At 57.2% G+C, this 24,096-nt stretch carries 25 protein-coding genes and 1 riboswitch; of the genes, 10 read left to right on the forward strand and 15 right to left on the reverse strand.

Features of this window, described 5'->3' with window-relative positions:
• Nucleotides 1–71: 71 nt before the first annotated feature.
• Nucleotides 72–641 carry an elongation factor P gene (efp, locus tag ACEPPP_RS10835; RefSeq protein WP_374086573.1) on the reverse strand — a complete coding sequence of 190 codons (570 nt, stop codon included), beginning with the start codon at nt 639–641 and terminating at the stop codon, nt 72–74.
• A gap of 82 nt (nt 642–723) precedes the next feature.
• Between efp and epmB the strand changes: the two genes are divergently transcribed.
• Both epmB and ACEPPP_RS10845 read left to right on the forward strand, forming a co-directional pair.
• Nucleotides 724–1,734 carry an EF-P beta-lysylation protein EpmB gene (epmB, locus tag ACEPPP_RS10840; protein WP_374086575.1) on the forward strand — a complete coding sequence of 337 codons (1,011 nt, stop codon included), beginning with the start codon at nt 724–726 and terminating at the stop codon, nt 1,732–1,734.
• 311 nt (nt 1,735–2,045) lie between these two features.
• The gene (locus ACEPPP_RS10845; protein ID WP_374086577.1) at nt 2,046–5,021 is read left to right on the forward strand and encodes a calcium-binding protein; all 2,976 of its coding nucleotides are present in this window, start codon (nt 2,046–2,048) and stop codon (nt 5,019–5,021) included.
• Nucleotides 5,022–5,179: 158 nt separating this feature from the next.
• Here the strand turns inward: ACEPPP_RS10845 and thiC are convergent, their stop codons facing one another.
• The 8 genes from thiC to ACEPPP_RS10885 form a co-directional block, all read right to left on the reverse strand.
• Entirely contained in the window at nt 5,180–7,048 is a 1,869-nt protein-coding gene (thiC, locus tag ACEPPP_RS10850) for a phosphomethylpyrimidine synthase ThiC (protein WP_374086578.1), read from the reverse strand.
• A 32-nt stretch (nt 7,049–7,080) separates the two neighbouring features.
• Nucleotides 7,081–7,181, reverse strand: a riboswitch (TPP riboswitch).
• Between the two features lie 83 nt (nt 7,182–7,264).
• Nucleotides 7,265–8,575: a histidinol dehydrogenase gene (hisD, locus tag ACEPPP_RS10855; protein WP_374086580.1), complete on the reverse strand. Its 1,311-nt coding sequence runs from the start codon at nt 8,573–8,575 to the stop codon at nt 7,265–7,267.
• A 4-nt stretch (nt 8,576–8,579) separates the two neighbouring features.
• Entirely contained in the window at nt 8,580–9,209 is a 630-nt protein-coding gene (hisG, locus tag ACEPPP_RS10860; protein ID WP_374086581.1) for an ATP phosphoribosyltransferase, read from the reverse strand.
• Nucleotides 9,210–9,218: 9 nt separating this feature from the next.
• Complete coding sequence (murA, locus tag ACEPPP_RS10865; protein ID WP_374086583.1) at nt 9,219–10,484, reverse strand: UDP-N-acetylglucosamine 1-carboxyvinyltransferase; 1,266 nt, start codon at nt 10,482–10,484, stop codon at nt 9,219–9,221.
• A gap of 48 nt (nt 10,485–10,532) precedes the next feature.
• Nucleotides 10,533–10,844, reverse strand: coding sequence for a lipid asymmetry maintenance protein MlaB (locus ACEPPP_RS10870; RefSeq protein ID WP_374086585.1), 312 nt, complete (start codon nt 10,842–10,844; stop codon nt 10,533–10,535).
• Nucleotides 10,841–11,323 (reverse strand): outer membrane lipid asymmetry maintenance protein MlaD, encoded by a 483-nt coding sequence (gene mlaD / locus ACEPPP_RS10875; protein ID WP_374086587.1) that lies wholly within the window; start codon nt 11,321–11,323, stop codon nt 10,841–10,843. The genes ACEPPP_RS10870 and mlaD overlap by 4 nt, the downstream gene beginning before the upstream one ends.
• Nucleotide 11,324: 1 nt before the next feature.
• Entirely contained in the window at nt 11,325–12,107 is a 783-nt protein-coding gene (gene mlaE, locus ACEPPP_RS10880) for a lipid asymmetry maintenance ABC transporter permease subunit MlaE (protein ID WP_374086588.1), read from the reverse strand.
• A gap of 10 nt (nt 12,108–12,117) precedes the next feature.
• Entirely contained in the window at nt 12,118–12,945 is an 828-nt protein-coding gene (locus ACEPPP_RS10885) for an ABC transporter ATP-binding protein (RefSeq protein ID WP_374086590.1), read from the reverse strand.
• Nucleotides 12,946–13,242: 297 nt separating this feature from the next.
• On the opposite strand from ACEPPP_RS10885, the gene ACEPPP_RS10890 reads away from it, so the two are divergent.
• The 8 genes from ACEPPP_RS10890 to rapZ all read left to right on the forward strand — a co-directional run bounded on the left by ACEPPP_RS10890 (nt 13,243) and on the right by rapZ (nt 19,295).
• Complete coding sequence (locus ACEPPP_RS10890) at nt 13,243–14,220, forward strand: KpsF/GutQ family sugar-phosphate isomerase (protein WP_374086591.1); 978 nt, start codon at nt 13,243–13,245, stop codon at nt 14,218–14,220.
• Between the two features lie 9 nt (nt 14,221–14,229).
• Entirely contained in the window at nt 14,230–14,754 is a 525-nt protein-coding gene (gene kdsC / locus ACEPPP_RS10895) for a 3-deoxy-manno-octulosonate-8-phosphatase KdsC (protein WP_374086593.1), read from the forward strand.
• Nucleotides 14,751–15,317 (forward strand): LPS export ABC transporter periplasmic protein LptC, encoded by a 567-nt coding sequence (gene lptC / locus ACEPPP_RS10900; protein WP_374086594.1) that lies wholly within the window; start codon nt 14,751–14,753, stop codon nt 15,315–15,317. The genes kdsC and lptC overlap by 4 nt, the downstream gene beginning before the upstream one ends.
• Nucleotides 15,304–15,816 carry a lipopolysaccharide transport periplasmic protein LptA gene (lptA, locus tag ACEPPP_RS10905; protein WP_374086596.1) on the forward strand — a complete coding sequence of 171 codons (513 nt, stop codon included), beginning with the start codon at nt 15,304–15,306 and terminating at the stop codon, nt 15,814–15,816. Before lptC ends, lptA begins: the two co-directional genes overlap by 14 nt.
• A 6-nt stretch (nt 15,817–15,822) precedes the next feature.
• On the forward strand, nt 15,823–16,548 hold the full coding sequence (lptB, locus tag ACEPPP_RS10910; protein WP_374086598.1) for an LPS export ABC transporter ATP-binding protein: 726 nt from the start codon (nt 15,823–15,825) through the stop codon (nt 16,546–16,548).
• A gap of 26 nt (nt 16,549–16,574) precedes the next feature.
• Entirely contained in the window at nt 16,575–18,023 is a 1,449-nt protein-coding gene (locus ACEPPP_RS10915; protein WP_374086602.1) for an RNA polymerase factor sigma-54, read from the forward strand.
• A gap of 40 nt (nt 18,024–18,063) precedes the next feature.
• Nucleotides 18,064–18,351: a ribosome hibernation-promoting factor, HPF/YfiA family gene (gene hpf / locus ACEPPP_RS10920; RefSeq protein ID WP_374086603.1), complete on the forward strand. Its 288-nt coding sequence runs from the start codon at nt 18,064–18,066 to the stop codon at nt 18,349–18,351.
• Between the two features lie 86 nt (nt 18,352–18,437).
• Nucleotides 18,438–19,295: an RNase adapter RapZ gene (rapZ, locus tag ACEPPP_RS10925; RefSeq protein ID WP_374086604.1), complete on the forward strand. Its 858-nt coding sequence runs from the start codon at nt 18,438–18,440 to the stop codon at nt 19,293–19,295.
• Here rapZ and ACEPPP_RS10930 read toward each other — a convergent pair.
• The 6 genes from ACEPPP_RS10930 to rluC form a co-directional block, all read right to left on the reverse strand.
• Nucleotides 19,292–20,080 carry a Mut7-C RNAse domain-containing protein gene (locus ACEPPP_RS10930; protein ID WP_374086606.1) on the reverse strand — a complete coding sequence of 263 codons (789 nt, stop codon included), beginning with the start codon at nt 20,078–20,080 and terminating at the stop codon, nt 19,292–19,294. The genes rapZ and ACEPPP_RS10930 overlap by 4 nt on opposite strands.
• A gap of 41 nt (nt 20,081–20,121) precedes the next feature.
• Entirely contained in the window at nt 20,122–20,799 is a 678-nt protein-coding gene (locus ACEPPP_RS10935) for a response regulator transcription factor (protein WP_374086608.1), read from the reverse strand.
• A gap of 24 nt (nt 20,800–20,823) precedes the next feature.
• On the reverse strand, nt 20,824–21,075 hold the full coding sequence (locus tag ACEPPP_RS10940) for a PepSY domain-containing protein (RefSeq protein WP_029646685.1): 252 nt from the start codon (nt 21,073–21,075) through the stop codon (nt 20,824–20,826).
• A 127-nt stretch (nt 21,076–21,202) separates the two neighbouring features.
• On the reverse strand, nt 21,203–22,180 hold the full coding sequence (gene sppA, locus ACEPPP_RS10945) for a signal peptide peptidase SppA (protein WP_374086610.1): 978 nt from the start codon (nt 22,178–22,180) through the stop codon (nt 21,203–21,205).
• Between the two features lie 7 nt (nt 22,181–22,187).
• The gene (locus tag ACEPPP_RS10950; RefSeq protein ID WP_374086612.1) at nt 22,188–22,835 is read right to left on the reverse strand and encodes an HAD-IA family hydrolase; all 648 of its coding nucleotides are present in this window, start codon (nt 22,833–22,835) and stop codon (nt 22,188–22,190) included.
• On the reverse strand, nt 22,819–23,778 hold the full coding sequence (rluC, locus tag ACEPPP_RS10955; RefSeq protein ID WP_374086614.1) for a 23S rRNA pseudouridine(955/2504/2580) synthase RluC: 960 nt from the start codon (nt 23,776–23,778) through the stop codon (nt 22,819–22,821). Before rluC ends, ACEPPP_RS10950 begins: the two co-directional genes overlap by 17 nt.
• Nucleotides 23,779–24,096: the final 318 nt, after the last annotated feature.

The raw sequence follows: 24,096 nt of genomic DNA on the forward strand, positions 1-24,096 counted from the left end.
CGGCTCTAACAACAAAGACTATTCAGGAATGTGGAGAGGGCGGATGCGCTTAGGCATCCACCCGGCAGCCATTATTCTTTGACGCGTGAAATATATTCGCCGGTGCGGGTATCGACCTTGATCACCTCGCCGGTTTGCACGAACAACGGCACGCGCACGACCGCGCCGGTTTCCAGCTTCGCCGGCTTGCCGCCGCCGCCCGAGGTATCGCCGCGCACGCCGGGATCGGTTTCGACGATCGCAAGTTCGACGAAATTCGCCGCGGTGACTGACAACGGCGCATCGTTCCACAAGGTCACGGTGCAGAAATCCTGGTCTTTCAGCCATTGCGCCGCATCGCCGATCGCTTTTTCATCGGCCTGATATTGTTCGAAGGTGTCTGGCTTCATGAAGTGACGGAACTCGCCGTCGTTGTAAAGATACTGCATGTCGACATCGACCACGTCCGCGCCTTCGAGCGTTTCGCCGGACTTGAACGTTCTTTCGATCACGCGGCCGGTTTTCAAATTGCGGATCTTGACCCGGTTGAACGCCTGTCCCTTGCCCGGTTTTACAAATTCATTTTCGATGATCGCGCAGGGATCATTATCCAGCATGACTTTGAGTCCGCCTCTAAATTCATTGGTGCTGTACGTGGCCATTATTTCCTCAAACCTAAAGCAATGTAAAATCGAATCATTATAATAGAGGCCTTTGCCAATAGAAACCTCAAAACGCCTTTTCATGCCGGAACTTAACGAACAGACCGATCATTTTGCGAAAAACTGGCAACAGCAGCTTGCCGAAGCCTTTACCGATATCGACGAACTTTGCGCCTATCTGAACTTGACTGCCTTGCAACTGCCAATAGCGAAAGAGGCTGCCAAAACCTTTGCGCTGAAGGTTCCCAAAAGCTTCGCCGAGGCGATCGAAAAAGGCAATCCGGACGATCCCTTGCTGAGGCAAGTGCTGCCGATCCGGGATGAAATGCGGGATTATCCGGGTTACAGCGCCAATCCGGTCGGCGATCTCGAAGCGGCGAACGCTGCCGGCGTGCTGCATAAATATCACGGCCGCGTGCTGCTGATCAATACCGGCAGTTGCGCGATCAATTGCCGCTACTGCTTCCGCCGGAGTTTTCCCTATGCCGATCTGCAGCTCGGCAAGGAAAAGGAGATCGGCGCGCTGCGCTACATTCGGGAGCATGCGGACATTTCGGAAGTGATCCTGAGCGGCGGCGATCCCCTATTATTGAGCGATGAGCGCTTGCAGCGCCTGTTCCGGCAAATCGCCGGCATCGACCACGTCAAGCGCATCCGCATCCACAGCCGTCTGCCGATCGTGCTGCCGGCCCGCATCACCCTGGGTTTACTCGACGTGCTGACGCAAAGCGCCAAACCGGTCGTGATGGTCGTGCACTGCAACCATCCTAACGAAATCACCGAGCGGGTCGCCGGGGCTTGCCGCTTGCTGAAACAAGGCGGCATCGTCCTGCTGAATCAATCGGTGCTGTTGCGTGGCGTCAACGATAAGGCGGCCGATCTGATCGCGCTCAGCGAACGCTTATTCGAGCATGGCGTGATGCCCTATTACCTGCACTTATTGGACAAGGTCAGCGGCGCCGGGCATTTCGAAGTCGGCGAAGCCGAGGCTTTGGCGCTGGTCCGGCACTTGCAGGCCGAACTCCCCGGCTATCTGGTGCCGAAGCTGGTCAAGGAGATCGCCGGAGCCGATGCGAAGCAACGGGTTTTATAAAGCCCGGCGCCGGACACGAATAAATTCATCCTGAGGCTCTCACTGATGTTTTGAGAGCCATCGTCTTTTTAATCCGATAGTCGCGGACCAGCCGCGTCATCCTCCAAAGGAAAGCCTCGGCCTTTCGGGTATTGGAGCAGATTCATTGATCGAACGGCTTCGTGTGTTTGAAGACCGGGCGGAATCAAAAATTTAAGGCAAGCCTAAGCGTAGCCAAAAACAACGATTGAACTATACTGGATGGTAGTCGGCCCCCTGAGCCTCGGGTCAGGGCTTTTAGCATATTTATCAAATACTAGGTAACTGTCATCATGTCTATAATCAGTGGAACCTCAAAGAACGATGTATTGAAAAGTTCGTCCGACAATGACGATTTGTTGGGCGGGGATGGTGTTGATACAGCCCTTTTTAGCGGGAAATATATCGACAGCGTGGCAGGTGTGTCCAATTATAGCCTAACCGCGGCCTATGACGCTTCATTCGGTTATTATCTGGGGGTTGCGGATAACAATAACTCCGACGGCGTCACGGAGGGCTCCGACCGTGTTAAGGCGGATATTGAAATTGTGCAGTTCACCGACAGTACCAGTGCTAACCCGGAGCCAAAGTTTTTGTCCCTGACTCAGGAAATGCTGGCGAATGGGCTGACCGATGGCAATCAAACCAATACGACCGTATTATCGCTCGCTAACGGCGGCTTCCTGAATTTCTGGCTTAGCGAAGATGGCTTTTATTTCAGAAAATTTAATACCGACACGACCAGCGACAATTTTGAAATAAAACTGCTTGACGCCACACACGACAACATAAGTTCTGATATTACCGTTGCCAATTTCAGCGATGGCGGTTTTATCGTGGCCTGGAGTTCCGCTGATGCCGACGGCACCGGTGTTTACGCCCAACGCTTCGACGCCGATGGAACGGCCGTTTCCCCTAAATTCCGCGTCAACGACACCATTACCGCAGATCAAGGCAAACCTGCCATTGCCGTTTTGTCGGACGGCGGTTTTGTGATTGCCTGGGAATCGGAAAATCAAGGCGACTCCATTCAGGGCGGCCAAAGCATGGGCGATACCCCGAACCAGACGGGTGTTTTTGCGCAATGGTACGATAGCAGCACCGTCCCCAATCCCGTCGGCTGGGAGGTCAAAGTCAGCGACAGCGGCGCGGGCAATCCCTTTGCCACGGCGATCGATGATAACCGGGTGATCATCGGTTATGAGGGCATATCGACCGCAAGCGAGAAAATGACCATCCACGCAAAAATTTTCGATGACTACGGGAACCTTGAAAGTTATTTGTACGATTTGCAGCCTCATCCGGACATCGAGGATGGCAGCGGTCCCTATGATGGTTACGATGCCTTTGATGATCAATTGGTACCCGAGTTTGCCAATTATGATGATGGCCCCCTCAGCATTAACTATGCAATCGAGCCCAATAAAGGTTTTCTTGAAAATGAACTTCGGCAAACAGCTACAAATCCTGTCGCGGCCACATTGGCGCTCAACCATAAGACGGTTGTGGTTTGGCATGCGCCTGTCGATCCCTACCTGACGAATGACGGCAAGCAGGTGGACTACGACCGCAGCGTCATGTTGCGCTTGTACGACAACACCACAGGCGAGGCGCTGACGCCAGAAATCAAGGCCAATGCCTTTACTACCTATGATCAAAAGGAACCTGCGGTTGCGGCGCTCAAGGATGGAGGTTTCGTCGTGGTCTGGCAGTCCATGTTACAGGATGGCAGTTATCTTGGGGTTTATGGGCAGAGATTCGACAACGACGGCAATAAGGTCGGCGAAGAATTCCAGGTCAACACCAAGGTGGCCGACTCGCAAAAAGAGCCGACGGTGACGGGGCTTGACGATGGCGGTTTTGTCGTGTCATGGGTAGCGGAATATCAGGACGGCAATCAAGAAGGCAAGTTCCAAGATGGTTTGTCGGGTACCGAAATTGTCATGCAGCGCTTCGATCAATACGGTAACAAGATGGGGCTTTCCATTGCCGGCGGCGTGGGCGATGACAACCTGAGCATTGGCGGCGTGCAAGCGATTCAATTGGACGGCGCGGCCGGCAACGACCTGCTCTCATCCGGCGACGGAAGGGATACCTTGAGAGGGGGAGACGGCAACGATGTCCTGGATGCGGGCAAGGGCAACGACTTTATGGTTGGCGGCGCGGGGAATGACCGTTTCATTGCCGGGGAAGGCGACGACTTTATTTATGGTGGAGCGGGCTCTGACACCGTTGAACTGTTGGGCAGCAAATCAGACTATGAAGTCAAGAAAGTTGGCAATGGTTTTACCGTTCGTTCTTTAAATTCAAGTTTTGCCGATATTGGCATCGACACTTTGCAGGATGTCGAGTATTTGAAGTTCAAGGTCAAAACCGATGCAACGGACGATGGGATCACAAGCTTGAGTAGTTTTGGCTCTGGCGGAGGATCGGGCGGTTCGGGAGGCGGTTCAGGCGGATCGGGAGGTTCCGGCGGTGGTGGCAATGGGGTTGGAATTGAGCTTTCTGATCCGGATGTCGAACAGGTCAATATTTTGTCGGGCACTGACAAAGATGACACATTGATCGGAGGCAATACGAAAGGTGCGGCGGATACCTTGCAGGCCGGCAATGGGAATGACTTATACGTTGCCCTGGGTAATGCGTTGATTATTTACGATACCGGCGGCAATGATACCTTGCAGGTGTCGACAAGCCATGTCGATCTGTCTCAGCCTTTTAGCAAGGTCAACAAAATCAAAGGCTTGTCGGATATTGAAAATGTCGAATTGACAGGGAAAAAAGCCTTAAAGCTGACTGGAAATGACGGGGATAATATTCTGATCGGCAATGATGGCGCCAATAAGATTATCGGAGGCGCCGGCAATGATATTATTGCCGGTGGGCTGGGCAAGGATAAGCTGACCGGAGGCGGCGGCAACGATATCTTTATTTTTAAAGACGTTTTATCAAAGAAAAATATTGATACGATTACTGATTTTCAGAGCGGTACGGATAAAATTCGCTTGAGCTCCGTCATCTTTAAAGACCTCGATCCCGACAATGACGGCATCATCAACTTTGTAAGCGGTGCCGGTTTAAAAAGCGGACAGACCGATACGGCGTCTTTTATCGTTTACGATACTAAAAGCGGTAAATTGTATTATGACGGTGCGGGTGAAAGCGCTGTTCAGTTCGCTAAACTGGCTTCTACCATTGATAATGGGGATGGCCACCCGGTAACAACGGTTGGAACCGTGGTAGTCACTGATTTTGATCTGTTTATCTAATCGTCGATTACTGGCGTTCCTCTTTTATAAGGAGGAGCGCAAGTCAAGTAGGGGCGCATCGCGCCCCTTTTCGATGCCAAGTAAAACCCGGAACCTTGGCGCTTTGTTAATTCATATCAAGAGGGAAGGCTCCGACGAGGACGCCGGAGCCAAGGCGGTCAGACCTTATGGTAAATATCCGCGCCTTCCTCGAGAAACTGCTTCGATTTCTCATCCATGCCTTTCAGCAGGGCTTCCTCTTCGTTCAGCCCTTTCTCGGCCGCATAATCGCGCACGTCCTGGCTGATCTTCATCGAGCAGAAATGCGGGCCGCACATCGAGCAGAAATGCGCGATCTTGGCCGATTCCTTCGGCAGCGTCTCGTCATGGAATGCGCGCGCCTTTTCGGGGTCGAGGCCGATGTTGAACTGGTCTTCCCAGCGGAATTCGAAGCGCGCCTTCGACATCGCGTTGTCGCGCGCCTGCGCGCCCGGATGGCCCTTCGCCAGATCGGCGGCATGCGCGGCGATCTTGTAGGTCACGATGCCTTCGCGGACGTCCTGCTTGTTCGGCAAACCGAGGTGTTCTTTCTGCGTCACATAGCACAGCATCGCGCAGCCGTACCAGCCGATGTTCGCCGCGCCGATCGCGGAGGTGATATGGTCGTAGCCCGGCGCGATGTCGGTGGTCAATGGCCCCAAGGTATAGAAAGGCGCCTCGCCGCATTCTTGGAGCTGCTTTTCCATGTTGACCTTGATCATGTGCAAAGGCACGTGGCCGGGGCCTTCGATCATCGTCTGCACGTCGTGCTTCCAGGCGATCTGGGTCAATTCTCCCAGGGTTTCGAGCTCGCCGAACTGCGCCGCGTCGTTCGCATCGTAGATCGAGCCGGGGCGCAGGCCGTCGCCGAGCGAGAACGACACGTCATAGGCCTTCATGATCTCGCAGATTTCTTCGAAATGCGTATACAGGAAGCTTTCGGTATGGTGCGCGAGACACCACTTCGCCATGATCGAGCCGCCGCGCGAAACGATGCCGGTCATCCGCTTCGCGGTCAGCGGCACATACTGGAGCCGAACGCCCGCATGGATCGTGAAATAATCGACGCCCTGCTCGGCCTGCTCGATCAAGGTATCGCGGAAAATTTCCCAGGTCAGTTCCTCGGCCTTGCCGTTGACCTTTTCGAGCGCCTGATAGATCGGCACGGTGCCGATCGGCACCGGCGAATTGCGCAGGATCCATTCGCGGGTCTCGTGGATGTTCTTGCCGGTCGACAGGTCCATGATCGTGTCGCCGCCCCAGCGGATGCCCCAGAGCATCTTTTCGACTTCTTCCTCGATCGACGAGGTGACCGCCGAGTTACCGAGGTTACCGTTGATCTTGACCAGGAAGTTGCGGCCGATGATCATCGGCTCGAGTTCCGGATGGTTGATGTTGGCAGGAATGATCGCGCGGCCGCGGGCGACTTCGCTGCGCACGAATTCGGGTGTGATCACGTCCGGAATCGAGGCGCCGAACGATTGCCCCGGATGCTGACCCTTCCATAAGTCGCGCATCTCGTCCATCTTCTGGTTTTCGCGGATCGCGATGAATTCCATTTCCGGCGTGATGATGCCTTTCCGCGCATAATGCATTTGCGACACGTTCATGCCCGCCTTCGCGCGGCGGGGCTTCCGGATATGTTCGAAACGCAGGTGCGCTGTCGCAGGATCATGCAGGCGTTGATGGCCGAAGACCGAAGTCGGTCCGGCCAATTCCTCGGTGTCATTGCGTTCCAGAATCCAGTTGGCGCGGATGGGGGACAGGCCCTTTTTCAGATCGACAGAGACATTCGGATCGGTATAGACGCCGGATGTGTCATATACGTACAGAGGCGGATTCTTTTCGGCGCCGAAATGCGCGGGCGTATCGGACAGAGTGATTTTGCGCATCGGCACCTGGATGTCCGGGCGGCTGCCCTGCACATACACTTTTTCCGATGCGGGATAAGGATCGATTTTGACCTGGCTGACCGCGTCGGCGGTGAGGTCTTTAAGAACGGCGCTCATTGCGTTTCTCCAACAACAAAAACAAACAAGGCGCGGGGAAGTTAGGGCTTTCCTACGCCGGTATTAACCGGAATCAGGTTCAAAGGGTCTTTCTCAGCCTGCCCACCTGCGGCAAGCACCCCTAGCCTATACGGATTTCGTTAAAATAAAGTAAAACAGTCGGTTTTGCAAGTATCGGCATGTTATGCCGATACTTCGAAACCATTAGGTACGTTTTCAATCGGTTTTAATCCGATATTCCGCAGAACGCGCATGCGCAGTCAGCCCTTCGCCGCGCGCCAGGATCGAGGCGGTCTTGCCGAGCTCGCTGGAGCCTTCCGGCGAGCAGTTGATCAGGCTGGTGCGCTTTTGAAAGTCGTAGACGCCGAGCGGCGAGGAAAAGCGCGCGGTGCCGGAGGTCGGCAGCACGTGGTTCGGGCCGGCGCAGTAGTCGCCGAGCGCTTCGGCGGTGTGGCGGCCGAGGAAGATCGCGCCGGCGTGGCGAATCTGTTCGCATAACGCTTCGGGATCGGCGACCGACAGCTCCAAGTGTTCCGGCGCGATCCGGTTCGCGACTTCGGCGGCCTGCCGCAGGTTTTCGACCCGGATCAAGGCGCCGCGTCCGGTCAGCGAAGCCTGGATGATCTCGGCACGCTCCATCTCAGGCAGAAGTTTGTTGATGCTGCGGTCGACCGCATCCAGAAAGGACTGGTCGTCGCTGATCAGGATCGCCTGCGCGTTTTCGTCGTGCTCGGCCTGCGAGAACAGGTCCATCGCGATCCAGTCGGGGTCGGTCTTGCCGTCGCAGATGATCAGGATTTCGGAAGGCCCCGCGATCATGTCGATGCCGACCTGGCCGAAAACCAGCTTCTTCGCGGTCGCGACATAGATATTGCCGGGACCGACGATCTTCGCGACCGGCGGCACGGTCTCGGTGCCGTAAGCGAGCGCGGCTACCGCCTGCGCGCCACCGATCGTGAAGACCCGGTCGACGCCGGCGATGTAGGCCGCGGCCAGCACCAGCTGATTCAATTCGCCCTTCGGGGCCGGCACCACCATGATCAGTTCGGGGACGCCGGCGACCTTGGCCGGGATCGCGTTCATCAGCACCGACGAAGGATAGGCCGCCTTGCCGCCCGGCACATACAGTCCGACCCGGTCGAGCGGGGTGATTTTCTGGCCGAGCACGGTGCCGTCCGCTTCGGTATAGCTCCAGGATGCGATCTTTTGATGTTCGGCATAGGCGCGAATCCGCTCGGCCGCAGTTTGCAATGCCTTCGCTTGGGCTTCGGGCACCGCCTCGAAAGCGGCCTTGAGCTGGTCCTGGCTCAATTCTAGTTCGGCTGCATCGTTCACCGTGCGCCGGTCGAAACGGTTGGTATAGTCGACCAATGCCTGATCGCCCTGTATGCGCACCTCGGTAATGATTTCGAGCACCCGTTGATGGACCGACAGGTCTTCGCTTTCGTTCCAGGCCAGAAGCCGGTCCAGTTGGCCGTTAAAGTCGGCAGATGCCGCGTCGAGGCGGGTCAGGGTTATCTTGGGCATGGCGTTAACCTTTGGTGGCTAAGGTCTTTTCGAATTGATTCAAGAGGTCGACGATCGCGCGGTTTTTCATCTTCATCGCGGCCTTGTTCACGACCAGCCGCGAGCTGATGTGCATGATCAACTCGCGCGGTTCGAGATCGTTCGCCTTCAGCGTATTGCCGGTCTCGACCAGATCGACGATGCAGTCGGCCAGGCCGACCAGGGGCGCGAGTTCCATCGAGCCGTACAGCTTGATGATCTCGGCCTGGATGCCCTTGGCCGCAAAATAGCGCTGGGCGATCTTGACGTATTTGGTCGCGACGCGAATCCTGCCGGGCAAGGGCGGCGCGTCCTTGTGCGCGGCGGTCATCAGCCGGCAGCGCGCGATGCCGAGATCAAGCGGCTCATACAGGCTTTCCGCGCCGTGTTCGAGCAGCACGTCCTTGCCGGCGATGCCGAGATCGGCCGCGCCGTATTCGACGAAGGTCGGCACGTCGGTCGCGCGGATGATCACCAGTTGTACATCCGCGCGCGTGGTCCTGAGGATCAGCTTACGGCTGGTTTTAGGATCGTCGATCGGGGTGATGCCGGCGGCTTCGAGAAAAGGCAGGGCCTCCTCGAAAATCCGGCCTTTGGATACGGCTATCGTCAGCATCGGGTCTCCTTAATTCGGGACGCGGCGGATCGTCGCGCCGAGTTGCTGCAATTTTTCCTCGATGTGATCGTAACCGCGGTCGATATGGTAAATCCGGTCGACGACCGTGTTGCCTTCGGCGGCCAGCGCGGCGATCACCAGGCTCGCCGAGGCGCGCAGATCGGTCGCCATCACGGGAGCAGCGGTAATCTTGTCGACGCCGGTGCAGATCGCGGTATTCGATTCGAGCTTGATGTCGGAGCCCATGCGCTGCAATTCCTGCACGTGCATGAAACGGTTTTCGAACACCGTTTCGGTGATGATGCCGACGCCTTCCGCGATCGCGTTCAGCGCGATGAACTGCGCCTGCATGTCGGTCGGGAACGCCGGATACGGCGCGGTGCGTACCGACACGGCCTTCGGCCGTTTGCCGTGCATGTCGAGCCGGATCCAGTCCTCGCCGGAGGTGATGTCGGCGCCGGCCTCGGTCAGTTTTTCGAGCACCGCGTCCAGGATGTCGGGGCGGGTGTTTTTCAGTTTGACCGAACCTCGCGTGATCGCGGCCGCGACCAAGTAGGTACCGGTTTCGATCCGGTCCGGCATGATGTTGTAATGGACGTTTTCGACGCCGAGTTTTTCGACGCCTTCGATCACCAGCACATCGGTGCCGATACCGGAAATCTTCGCGCCGAGCGCATTCAGGAAATGTGCGAGATCGGTCACTTCCGGCTCTTTCGCGACGTTTTCCATGATCGTGGTGCCTTCCGCGAGACAGGCCGCCATCATCAGGTTCTCGGTGCCGGTCACGGTGACCTGTTCGAGCACCAGACGGCAGCCTTTCAGGCGATCGACCTTGGCATGAATATAGCCGCCTTCGACCTTGATTTCTGCGCCCATCTTGATCAGGCCGTTCAAGTGAATGTCGACCGGACGGGTGCCGATCGCGCAGCCGCCGGGCAGGGACACATGCGCTTCGCCGAAGCGTGCGAGCAAAGGTCCCAGTACCAGAATCGACGCGCGCATCGTGCGCACCAGTTCGTAGGGCGCCTCGTAGCTATGGATGAAACGGCTGTCGACTTCGACGTTCATTTTTTCATCGACCAACAGGCGCACACCCATCCGCCCCAACAGTTCCATCGTGGTGGTGATGTCGTGCAAGTGAGGGATGTTGCCGACGGTGACCGGCGCTTCCGCGAGCAGCGTGGCGGCAAGGATCGGCAATGCGGCATTCTTCGCGCCGGAAATGCGCAGTTCGCCGGATAAGGGTTTGCCGCCGGTGATGATGAGTTTATCCATAGCAGGTTTCTAAGTGATTTGATTCGGTGGGAAAGAATTGGGACGGAGTCATTCGAGGTGGGCCGCGAAATGCGGGTCCTTGTCGAAACCGCTGAGCCGGGCCAGGCTCAGCAACTGTTTCGGCACATGGCTGAAACGGAGTTGAGTCCGTTTGGCGCGGCAATATTTGATCCATTCTATCATCAGCGCAAGCCCGGCGCTGTCGGTATTGTCGACCCGGCCGAGGTCGATCGTGATGTCCTTGTGCGAGGTCAAAAAGGCCAGCGATTTGACCGTGCGCTTGTCGATCGTCGCGAAAGTCAAGTCGCCATCGACAAGAAAATGCCCTGCGCCCTGGTCAACGATGTTCAGCCGGCTCATTTCTTCTTCCCTTCCGCCTTTTCCTCGGCCGACTTGAACAGAAACTGGCCGATCGCTTTTTCGAGAATGATTGCGGACTGGGTGATTTCGATCTTGCTGCCGTCTTCCAGGTATTCCTCGGAACCGCCCGGTTCCAGATTCACGTATTGCTCGCCCAGAAGCCCCGCGGTGAAGACGCTGGCGGTGGTGTCGGAAGGCAAGGTCTTGTATTGCGAATAGATCGCCATTTCGACGACCGACTGATAGGTCTTCGGGTCGAAACTGATCGCCCTGACCTGGCCGATCTTGACGCCGGCCGCCGATACCGGCGATTTGACCTTCAGGCCGCCCGAATTTTCGAAGCTTGCGGTCACCGTATAGCTGTCTTCTTCGACAAAGGTGCTCAAATTGCTGACTTGCAAAGCCAGGAAAAACAATCCGGCGATGCCGGCGGCGACAAAAAGCCCAACCAGGGTATCCTGGGTGCTGCTGTGCTGCATGTTAATCTTCTCCAAACATGAGTGCGGTCAAGATGAAATCGAGACCCAAAATACTGAAAGCCGAATTGACGACGGTGCGGGTGGTCGCGCGGCTGACGCCTTCGGAGGTCGGCACCGTGTCGTAACCTTCGAACAGGGCGATCCAGGTGGTCACGAAGCCGAACACGATGCTTTTGATGAAGCCGTTCACGATGTCGTCTTCGAAATCGATATTGGCCTGCATTTGCGACCAATAGGCGCCGTCATCGACGCCGAGCAGCCCGGTGCCGACCATTTGTCCGCCGATGATGCCGACCGCGCTGAACAGGGCGGCGAGCAGCGGCATCGCGATGAAACCGGCCAGAAAGCGCGGCGTGATGATGCGCCGGATCGGGTCGACCGCCATCATTTCCATGCCGGAAAGTTGTTCGGTCGCCTTCATCAGGCCGATCTCGGCGGTCAGGGCGGAACCCGCTCTGCCCGCGAACAACAAGGCCGTGACTACCGGTCCGAGTTCCCGGACCAAGGAGGCGGCGACCATCAGGCCTAAGGTTTCCTCCGCGCCGAAATCGGACAGGATGTAATAGCCTTGCAGGCCCAGTACCATGCCGACGAAGAGCCCGGAAATCACGATGATCAAAAACGACAATACGCCGACCGAATAGACCTGGTTGACCAGCAAACGCGGGCGCGGTATGACATCGATAATGCCGGTCAGGGTTTCGAGCAGGAAATAGGAGCCCCGGCCCAGCTTGGTGAAACTGGTCGTGGTGGTCTTGCCAAGCGTGTTTAGAAATTTAGTCATCGTCCGAGAATCAGTAACGTCTTCCTGTCGAGATCAGGTCGTCAAAATAATCTTTGGCGGGATAGTGGAAATGCACCGGGCCGTCCGCCGCGCCGGTCATGAACTGCTGCACCCAGTCGGAGGGGGATTGCCTGATTTCTTCCGGCGTGCCTTGTCCTGCAATTTTACCGTCCGAGATCAGATAGACGTAATCGGCGATCGCCATCGTTTCCTGGACGTCGTGCGAGACGATGATGCTGGTCAGGCCGAGGGTCGTATTCAGCGATTTGATCAGGTGCACCAGGGCGCCCATCGAGATCGGATCCTGCCCGGTAAACGGCTCGTCGTACATGATCATCATCGGATCGAGCGCGATCGCCCTGGCCATCGCAATCCGCCGGGCCATGCCGCCGGACAGTTCGTTCGGCATCAGATCGCGCGCGCCGCGCAGGCCCACCGCGTGCAGCTTCATCAACACCAGCGTGCGAATCATCGATTCGGGCAGATGCGTATGTTCGCGCAGCGGAAACGCGACATTGTCGTAAACGTTCATGTCGGTCAGCAGCGCGCCGCTTTGAAACAGCATGCCGATGCGTTTCCTGAGGTTGTACAATTCGGCCCGGCGTAGCCGGTGCACGTTCTGGCCGTCGACATGAATCGATCCTGCGGCTGGCGCCAACTGGCCGCCGATCAGTTTCAGCAACGTCGTTTTGCCGGTACCGCTCGGCCCCATGATCGCGGTGACCTTGCCGCGCTCGATCGACAGGTTGACGTCATCGAAAATTTTTTTTTCGCCGCGCGAGAACGACAGATTGCGCACACTGACCAGATTGTCTTGTTGTTTTACGCTGTTTTCCATGCGCGGTTTCGGTTTGGGTTCGACGATATGAACCCTCTATTTTCACTGAATAATCTCTATAAAGTCAATAGATTATGCCGCTTTTTAGCGGAATGCGGTGATGCGGCGCGGCATGACCAAAGGGCTCCGGAGCGCCGCCGGTTGCACAATCAAGCACATGCCGGCCGCCGTTTGCCGATTTTAACGTTGCGCCTATAGACCATTGGCCGGCTAATCATGGCATAATGTGCGTTTTTAAATATTCATTCGACGCTTGTTAATGACTTTCATGCCGCGGCACGGCCGCCGTCACCGCAGATGATGCTGCACGACCAGGAACTGCGCGCGCTGGCGCTGGCGGTGATTCAGGTGGAGGCCCAGTCCGTGGCGGCGCTGGCCGAACGCATCGACGCGCATTTCGCCGCCGCCTGCCGGCTGATGTTTGCCTGCCCCGGCCGCGTGGTCGTGACCGGCATGGGCAAATCCGGGCATATCGCCGGCAAGATTGCCGCCACCTTGGCCAGCACCGGCACGCCGGCGTTTTTCGTGCATCCGGGCGAGGCCAGCCACGGCGATCTCGGCATGATCACGAAGCAGGATGTGGTGCTGGCGCTGTCCAATTCCGGTGAAACCGAGGAAGTGTTGACGATCCTGCCGATCATCAAGCGCCTCGGCGTGCCGTTGATCGCGATGACCGGCAATCCGGCATCGACCCTGGGTACGCTCGCGACCGTGCATATCGATGTCGGCGTCGCCCAGGAAGCCTGCCCTTTAGGCCTTGCGCCGACCTCGAGCACGACCGCCGCGCTGGCGATGGGCGATGCGCTCGCGGTGTCGCTGCTGGAGGCGCGCGGCTTTACCCGCGACGATTTCGCGCTGTCGCATCCGGGCGGCAGCCTCGGCAAGCGCCTCTTGCTTCGGGTCAGCGACATCATGCACACGGGCGGCGAGATGCCGGCGGTGCGGGAGACTGCGCTGATCAGCGAGGCATTGCTCGAAATGACCGAAAAGAAGCTCGGCATGACCGCGATCGTCGATGCCGACAACAAGGTGGCCGGCATTTTTACCGACGGCGATTTGCGGCGCATGCTCGGCAAGAATCTGGACATCCATAAAACCCGCATCGACGCGGTGATGACCGCGCATTGCACGACCATCGGCATCGACACGATGGCGGCCGAGGCGATGCAGATCATGGAGCAAAAACGCATCAATGCGTTGATCGTGACCGACGCGGAACGCCGCGCGGTCGGCGCATTGAACATGCACGACCTGATCCGGGCCGGCATCGTCTAGGGAAACACCATGCAAGCAGTGATTGAAAAAGCCAAAAAGATCAAATTATTGGTGCTCGATGTCGACGGCGTGTTGACCGACGGCCGGCTGTTTTTCGATTTTTTCGGCAACGAATACAAGTCCTTTCATGCCCGCGACGGCCATGGCATCAAGCTGTTGAAGCGCACCGGCGTGGACATCGCGATCATTTCGGGGCGCAAATCCAAATCGGTCGCGCTCAGGATGAAGATGCTCGGCATCGAACATGTTTACCAGGGCCACGAGAACAAACGCCAGGCGTTTCAGGAATTGCTCGGCAAGACCGGACTCGCGCAGGAACAGGCCGCCTATGTCGGCGATGATTTGCTGGATCTGCCGCTGATGGTCCAGGTCGGGCTCGCGGTCGCGGTCAATGATGCGCATCCCGACGTGAAGGCGCGCGCCGACTGGTGCACTAGCTTGCCCGGCGGGCGCGGCGCGGTCCGGGAAGTCTGCGACCTGATCATGCAGGCGCAAGGCCATTACGCGGCGATATTGGACAGTTATCTGCAATGAGGCTCAGGCATTTACGCGTTCACCTCTATCTCGGCGTGCTCGCCCTGCTCAGCTGGGGGCTGGTCGAGCTGACGATCACCGAGGAAGAGGGACGCCTGATCGTGCCGCCGCATAGCCCGGATTATTTCAGCACCGGCTACCGTAAATGGGAGATGGGCGATGACGGCCTGTTGAAAAACAAACTGACCGCGGAGCGGATGACGCATTACAGCGACGACGGCACCACGCATTTGGACAAACCGCTGATGTTTTTCCATAATGCGGCGACGCCGCCCTGGGTGGTCAACGCGGAAGCGGGGATTTTGTCGGCCGACGGCAAGGATTTGCGATTGAACGGCAAGGTCCACGTCGAACGGACTGGGGGCAAGAGCACGAAGCCATTGATCATCAATACAACCAATGTCAGAGTCAAACCGGAAACGCATTATGCCGAGACCGATGAATGGGCCGAATTGATCAGCCCGCCGAACCGCACCACCGGCGTCGGCATGAAACTGGTATTCGAACAGCCGGTGCATCTGCAATTGCTGTCGAAAGTGCAGGGAAAATATGAAACCAAATAAACTTTGCGGTTATTTAAGCCTTTGTCTCGTGCTGTCCGGATTTTACGGCGCCGCCGCGCACGCCTTGGCGACCGACGCCGAACAGCCGATCACGATCGATTCGAATACCGCGACCTATGACGACAAGGCCGCGGTCAGCATCTACACCGGCGATGTGGTCTCGGTCCAGGGCAGCATCAAGGTCAATTCGGACAAGCTGGTCGTGCACTTTGTCGACGGCGATGCGGAAAAACTGGTGTTTACCGGCAATCCGGCAAGGTTCAAGCAAACGCCGAGCCCGGGCAAGGAAGACATCATCGGCGATGCGTTGATCGGTGAGTATTATCCGAAAAAAAACCTGTTGATCCTGAAAAACAACGCCACGGTCAAGCAGGGCAACGGCACCTATGCGAGCGATTATATCGAGTACGACATCAATACCTCGCTGGTCAAGGCCGGCGACAAATCGACCGACTCCAAACGGGTGCGCGTCACCTTGCAACCGAAAGCGAAAAAGTAAAACGCGATGACTCGACTCGCCGCCAAGCAACTGATCAAGAATTACAATCAGCGCCATGTCGTGAAAGGCGTCTCGCTGGAGGTGAATACCGGCGAAGTCGTCGGCCTCCTGGGGCCGAACGGCGCCGGCAAAACGACCAGTTTTTACATGATGGTCGGCCTGGTCAAGGCCGATGGGGGCGAGATCACGCTCGATGAGCAGGACATCACCCATCATCCGATGTATCTGCGCGCGCGGCTCGGCATCGGCTATCTGCCGCAGGAGCCTTCGATCTTCCGTAAGCTCAGCGTCGCGGACAATATCCGCGCGGTGCTGGAACTGCGCGGCGATTTGACCCGCGGGCAAATCGGTCTGGCCATCGAGGAACTGCTGGAGGAGCTGCATATTCCGCATCTGCGCAAGCAAATGGCGATGAGCCTCTCGGGCGGCGAGCGGCGGCGGCTCGAAATCGCCAGAGCCCTGGCCTGCAATCCGCGCTTCATTTTGCTCGACGAACCTTTCGCCGGCGTCGATCCGATTTCGGTCGAGGACATCAAAAACATCATCATCCACCTGAAAGACCGCGGCATCGGCATCCTGATCACCGAGCACAATGTTCGGGAAACGCTGGGTATTTGCGACAGGGCGTATATACTTAACGACGGCCGGGTCATCGCCGAGGGCGGTGCCGACGCGATCGTCGCCAATGAAGAAGTGCGCAAAGTGTATTTGGGCGATAAATTTAGTCTTTAAATCCAGAATTTGATAAATTCACCGCCATGAAACAGTCGCTCCATTTCAAACTCGGCCAGCAAATGACGATGACGCCGCAATTGCAGCAGGCGATCCGTCTGTTGCAGATGTCGACGCTCGATTTGCAGCAGGAAATCGAACAGGCGCTCGAATCGAACATGATGCTGGAACTCGGCGAAGACGAGCATGCCGCGCCGGCGCTGGAACCAATGCCGGAAAAAAAGATCGACACCTCGGACACGGCGACCAGCGAAGGCTCGCAAACCGATATTCCGGACGAATTGCCGCTCGATTCTTCCTGGGAAGACATCTTCGACGCGACGCCCGAATGGAGCGGTAATGACAACGCCGACGACTCCGATTTTGAAACCCAACGCAGCAAATCCTCGACCCTGCTCGATCATCTTTTGTGGCAGGTCGATCTGACCAAATTCAGCGAGCGCGACCATGCGATTGCGCTCGCGATCATCGATTCGATCAACGAAGAGGGCTACCTGACCTCCGGCATCGAGGATATATTCGAAGGCCTGCAAGACCAGATCGACGATCTCGATTTCGACGAAGTCAATGCGGTGCTGCACCGGATTCAACATTTCGACCCGCCCGGCATTGCGGCGGTCGACCTGTCCGACAGCCTGCGTCTGCAACTTGAGCAGCTTCCCGAAGACACGCCTTACCGCGGCGACGCCTTGCGCATCGTGACCCAACACCTGGATTTGTTGGCGGCGCAGGAGCGCAACAAACTGATGCGTAAATTGAATCTCGGCGAACAGCAGCTCAGCGCCGCGGTCGCCCTGATCCGAACGCTCGACCCGAAGCCCGGCGCCAAGATCCAGGAGACCGAAACCAACTATGTGATTCCGGATGTCTATGTCGCCAAAAAGAACGGCCGCTGGCAGGTCAACCTGAATCCGGACATCGCGCCGAAACTGCGCATCAATCCGTATTATTCGACGCTGATCAAACGCGCGGACGACAGCAAGGACAACGTCTGCATGAAGGACCATCTGCAGGAAGCGCGCTGGTTCATCAAGAGCCTGAACAGCCGCAACGACACGCTGCTGCGGGTCGCCCGCAGCATCGTCGAGAAGCAGACCGGCTTTCTCGAGCACGGCTCGATCGCGATGAAGCCGATGGTGCTGAAGGAAATCGCCGAGGAACTCGAACTGCACGAGTCGACCATCTCGCGGGTCACGACGCAAAAATACATGCATACCCCGCGCGGCATCTTCGAATTCAAATACTTCTTTTCCAGCCACGTCTCGACCGAAGGCGGCGGCGAATGCTCGTCAACCGCGATCCGCGCATTCATCAAGGAACTGATCAGCAATGAAAATCCGGCAAAACCGCTCAGTGATAGTAAAATAGCCGAACTGCTGCAAGAAAAGGGCATTCAGGTTGCCCGCAGAACCATTGCGAAATATCGCGAAGCCATGCTGATCGCCTCGTCAAGCGAAAGAAAACGCATCATGTAGACGGGCGCGGCACAATCATTCAACCAAAGAGGAGTTTAACATGCACGTTATCGTAACCGGCCATCATCTCGAAGTCACCGACGCACTGAAAGCGCACGTCGATACCAAATTCGAAAAGCTGGCCCGCCATTTTGACAACGTCGCCGACGTCCATGTCATCCTGGCCGTCGAAAAGCTGATCCACAAAGCCGAGGCGACCCTGCAAATCAGCGGCGCGAAGCTGTTCGCGGAAGACCATCAGGACGACATGTATGTCGCGATCGACAACATCGTCGACAAGCTGGATCGCCAGATCATCAAGCACAAAGAAAAACATTTGGGACATTGATAAAGCAGGTACAGGGTTCAAGGTCAAGGGATGCGGTATATCGCCTCCGGCCTTGAGCCTGGTACCCTGAACCCTTTAGCCTCCCCATGAAACTATTGATCGTCAGCGGACTTTCAGGCTCCGGCAAAAGCATCGCCCTCGATACGTTGGAGGATTGCGGTTATTATTGCATCGACAACCTGCCGGTCTCCTTACTGGATGATTTCATCACCCATGTGATGCAGTCGGATACGCTGACCTACGCGAAGACCGCGATCGGGATCGACTCCCGCAATCCCTCGGACAGCCTGCTCAATTTTTCCGAGAGCATGAACAACATTCGCAAGAAAAAAATCGATTGCGAAGTGATCTTCATGCAGGCCGATGAGGCGGTGCTGCTGAAGCGTTACAGCGAAACGCGCCGCAAGCATCCCTTGACCGATTTCAATACGCCGCTGAAGGAAGCGCTGCGGATCGAAAAGGAAATGCTGACGCCGATCGCGCGCTATGCCAGCTTCGTGATCGACACCAGCCGGACCCATTACCATGAACTGCGCGATCTGATCCGCAATCAGATCGGTGAGCGCGACAGCCGGCAAATCTCGCTGCAATTCCAATCGTTCGGTTTCAAGCACGGCATCCCGTTGGACGCCGATTTCGTCTTCGATGCGCGGAGCCTCCCCAATCCTTACTGGCTGCCGGAACTCCGCGGACTGACCGGCAAGGACGAGGCGGTGATCGAATTTCTGAAAAGCCAGCCCCTGGTCAATGAATTCTACCTGGACATCGTCGGTTTTCTCGAACGCTGGGTCGGCCGTTTCGAGGCCGAAGGCCGCAGCTATCTGACCATCGCGGTCGGCTGCACCGGCGGGCAACACCGTTCGGTCTATCTGATCGACGCGCTGGCCAAGCGCTTCCGCAGTCCCTTCCTGAACGTGATCGTCCGCCACCGGGAATTGCATTAAGTCGCCTTTCCCTGCAAATAGCCGGCAAAGCGTTGCCTCATGTGATCGATATGCGACCCTTCCCAATACACCTTGCCGCAAGTCGGGCACCGATAAAAGCGTTCGTAATAGCGCTTTGTCTTCGGCTCCAGTAAATCCAGCACCGCCTGTTTCTCGACCGCTTCGATCAGGCCGTTGCAGGCCGTGCAGCGGCAAAACGGCCTGAGCTGATCCGCCAAATCGAAACGCCGAACCACCTCGGCCAATTGCCGCAAAGGCTCGACCGCGCGCACCCAATAGCCGTGGGTGATCGCTTTGGCGAATAACAGGCGCCGGTCGCGGGTCAGCACGATGCGTTGCTGCTCGGCCGAAATCGCGGCGATTTCCGCGTCGGTCAGCGCATTCGTGAACAGCGTATCGAAGCCGAACAGGCGTAATAAGCGGGCCAGCTTGCCGAGATTCACATCGACCACGAACGCGGTATGGCGCAAGGGCGCCGCGCGCAATTTGATGATCGGGGAAATATCGAAGCTTTCGAACACCGGGTAGACCGCGACCCGATCCCCGTTTTTGAGCCGATAGTCGAAGCCGACCGACTCGCCGTTCACGACGATCAGATCGACCTCGGTATGCGGCACCCCGAACACCTCGATCGGGTCCTTGATGCCGGGGTTGCCGTTGAAGCGGTAGGCCAGCGTTTGCTTGCGCTGCTGTGGCCGCAAAAAATCGTTCAGCTCTTCGTAGAAGCGGAATTCGGCGGAATTTTCAAACCGGCAGGTGGGTGGTTCTTGGGGACGACGTTTCATCGCTGGCAGTCGGGAGCGTCAGCGCAAACGCCGCCATCCGTTCAGGCATGATCCAGCGGAATCCGGTAACCGCGCCCGCGCAAGGTCTCGATCGGCTTGCGGGTGCCGTCGGGATCGAGTTTTTTGCGCAAGCGGCCGATGAACACTTCGATCACGTTGCTGTCGCGGTCGAAATCCTCGTCGTAGATATGCTGGGTCAGCACCGATTTGGAGATCAGTTCGCCTTTCCGGAACATCAGGTATTCGAGCACCTTGTATTCGTAGGCGGTCAGTTCGAGCTTGACGCCGTCGACGGTGACTTCCTGCGCGACCGTATCGAGCTCGATATTGTCGTGGGTCAAGACCGGATGCGCCTGGCCGACAGATCTTCGCAGCAGGGCATTGATCCTGGCCAGCAGTTCCTCGTAATGAAACGGCTTGACCAGATAATCGTCCGCGCCGGCCTCGAGGCCTTCGACCTTTTCCTGCCAGCGGCTGCGGGCGGTCAGGATCAGGATCGGCACGCTCACCTTGCTTTTGCGCAGGCGCTGGATCAACTCTATCCCCGAGAAGTCGGGCAGGCCGATATCGATGATCGCGGCGTCGATCGGGTATTCCTTGCCCATGAAAAAGCCGTCCCGGCCGGTGTGCGCCTTATCGACCGCGAAGCCTTTGTCGGCCAGGAAATGCTGAATTTGCTCGCACAATTGTTGTTCGTCTTCAACTACCAGAATACGCATGATGGTCCTTTTTCTCCTCGCCGATTAACCCAGCGGCGCCCCGGTTTCGGCGTCGATCCGAAAATAACGAATGCGTCCGTCGGGCGTCAGCACCTTGATCACATGCACTTCGCGGCCGTCGATCATGACCGTTTGCGCGCCCAGCACGCGGTGATTGCCGCTGCCGAGCACCTGCCGCGTGGCCTGGTCGAGGCTGATTCTGACCATGAAGTCATCGGCCGCCGCATGACCGACCAGTACTGCGCCTAACACGAACAACAAGGTGAACTGTTTCATAATAATCCGGAACCGACGTTCGCCCGCCTACCCTTCGGTGCTTTCGGAGCGGTAGGCATTGAACTGAAAAAACGATTAATTTATGAAGCTAATATTAAACCCACTGGCTGAATAAGCCCTGAACCGGTTATTTCAGTTCCCAGTTCTCTAACACGCTGCCGAGCGCATGGCCGAACGAAGCCCCCAGTTTGCCGGCCATCCGTTCCAGCAGGCTGTCCTGCTCGGTAAAATCGACCAGCTTTTTGGCGCCGATGATGTCTTTGGCGACCGAGTCGTCATTGCCGTAGGCGTCCGCGATGCCGAGCTTGATGCCTTCCTCGCCGGTCCAGACCAGACCCGAGAATAAATCCGGCGCCTCTTTCAGGCGGTTGCCGCGGCCGTCCTTGACGGCTTTGATAAACTGCTGATGCACCTGTTCGAGCAGTTTTTGCATGAACTGGGTTTCATCTTCCTTGCGCGGCGAAAACGGATCGAGCATCGCCTTATGCGCGCCGGCGGTCAGCACCCGGCGCTCGACGCCGAATTTTTGCATCGTGTCGACAAAGCCGAAGCCGTCCATGATCACGCCGATCGAGCCGACCAGGCTGGCCGGGCTCACGAAAATCTTGTCGCTGGCCGAGGCGATGTAATAACAGCCGGAGGCGCAGATATCGCCGACCACCGCATAGATCGGCGTTTTCGGATATTCTTTCTTCAGCTTGCGGATTTCCTCATAGACCATATGCGACTGCACCGGACTGCCGCCCGGCGAATTCGCATGCAGGATCACGCCTTTGGTCTGCTCGTCTTTGAGCGCCTTGCGCAGGCTCTTGATGATCGCATCGGCGTTCGCGCCTTTGTCTTCCGCGATCATGCCGACCACATCGACTACCGCGGTATGGTCGCCGTCGTCGCTGCCGATGTCCTTTTTCAACTGCGGCAGCAGCGCGATGCCGAGCAGCGCGGTCAGATATAAAAAGGTCGCGGATTTGAAAATGATGCCCCAGCGCCGCGCCTTGGCCTGCTCCTCGATCGCGGCCAGCGCGACTTTTTCGATCACGGCGCGCTCCCAACCCGGCTCGCCGGTTGAATTCGCATGCGCTTTGTCTTGTTGATTTTCTGTCATGGTTACCTCAAATGATATTCAGCAGCTCCGTCGGTTGCTGTAAGCATAGCAACGGCCGGTATTGTTGCAGTATTTGTTCCGAATGCGCGCCGCAGGAAACGCCGATCGCCGATATTTGGGCGTTTTGCGCCATTTGCAAGTCGTGAATCGAATCGCCGATCATTAATGCCCGCTCGGGCGCCACATCGACATGATTCATGATTTCGAGCAGCATCTTGGGATCGGGTTTGGAAGCGGTCTCATCCGCCGCGCGGGTGATGCAAAAAAGCGCTTCGGTGCCGGTCGCCTGCAAGGCATTTTGCAAGCCGGCGCGCGTCTTGCCGGTCGCGACCGCCAGACGGTAGCCCGCGCCGTTCAATTCCTCCAGCATGTCCCGGACGCCCGCGAACAAGTCGCCGGGGCCCAAGGGCCTGGACGCATACTCTTGACTGTAGGCGCGCACCAATTGTTCCCGAAGCTCGGGGCTTGCGCCCGGAAACAAGGTGTCCATCGCGCGAATGATACTGAGGCCGATCACATCCTTCGCGGCCTCGGGCGTCGGAATCTCGCAGCCGAGCCGTTCGGCGGCGGTCTGCATGCAATGCACGATCCAGCCGATCGAGTCCATCAGGGTGCCGTCCCAATCGAAAATCAATAAATCAAACTGCTTCTTCACGGTCCAACAAGTCCTGCAATGGCGGCGGCAAAGGCGCCTCGAATTTGATCGGTTTTCCGGTGACCGGGTGTTCAAACGTCAGTTCCCGCGCGTGCAGAAACATCCGTTTGTAGCCCTTGCCGTAAAACGTCTTGTTGATGTCGCTGAGGCCGTAGCGTTCGTCGCCGACGATCGGATGCCCGAGCCAGGCTGCATGCACCCGGATCTGGTGCGTGCGGCCGGTTTTCGGCGAGGCCTCGACCAGGGTCGCGCTTTTGAACAATTTGATGCGCCTGAACAGCGTTTCGGCCTCTTTGCCGGCCTGGCTGACCACCACGATGCGTTCGCCGCCCTTGTTGACATTTTTGAGCAGCGGCGCATTCACGATCAGCTTTTTGCGCGCCCATTGCCCGGCCAACAGCGCCAGATAGGTCTTGTGCACATGATCGTCGCGGAACAATTCGTGCAGCTTGCGCAAGGCGCTGCGTTTTTTCGCGATAATCAGGCAGCCCGAGGTATCCCGGTCGAGCCGGTGCACCAGTTCGAGGAACGTCGCCTCCGGCCTGAGACGGCGAAGGCCTTCGATGATGCCGGAATCGATGCCGCTGCCGCCATGCACCGGGAATCCTGCCGGCTTGTTGAGCACGATGAAGCCTTCGTCTTCGTACAGAATGCCGTTTTGCAGCGCGTCCCGCAAGGTTTGCGGCACGAAGGTCTGTTCGGTTTTTTCGGCGACCCGGACCGGCGGAATTCTGACGATGTCGCCGGTCATCAGCCGGTAATTCACGTCGACGCGGCCCTTGTTGACCCGCACCTCGCCTTTGCGGACGATACGGTAGATGCGGCTTTTCGGCACGCCCTTCAGGCGGGTCAGCAAAAAATTGTCGAGGCGCTGATCGTTGTTATCTTCGGTGATTTCGACCAGTTGCACGGTCGGTGATGCGGTTGTGGAGTCTGTTTTCATGCAGTAAATGATACCAGTATCACACTCGGATTGATTGTTTAAATTGATGTGAAGCAATAAGGTTGTTATATTAGGCTGGCTATAGTATAAGAATTACCCTATTCCCGGCGGATTTTCGATGAGGAAATCCGCCCCGAACCGCTGTCAAGAAGGTCAGCCAAGCGCGCATAGCCTTGATGGCGAAGCATTTTCGGGCCGAGCCCGACCTGAAACAATAACGATTATAAAGAACGACTGATAACACCTGTTGAAGACAGAATTTACCGCCAGGACGATAGAATTAAGCATGTCAACCGCTTAGCATGAGGCGCTCTTAAT

This window comes from Methylomicrobium lacus (assembly GCF_041897535.1).
GTDB lineage: Bacteria > Pseudomonadota > Gammaproteobacteria > Methylococcales > Methylomonadaceae > Methylomicrobium > Methylomicrobium lacus_A.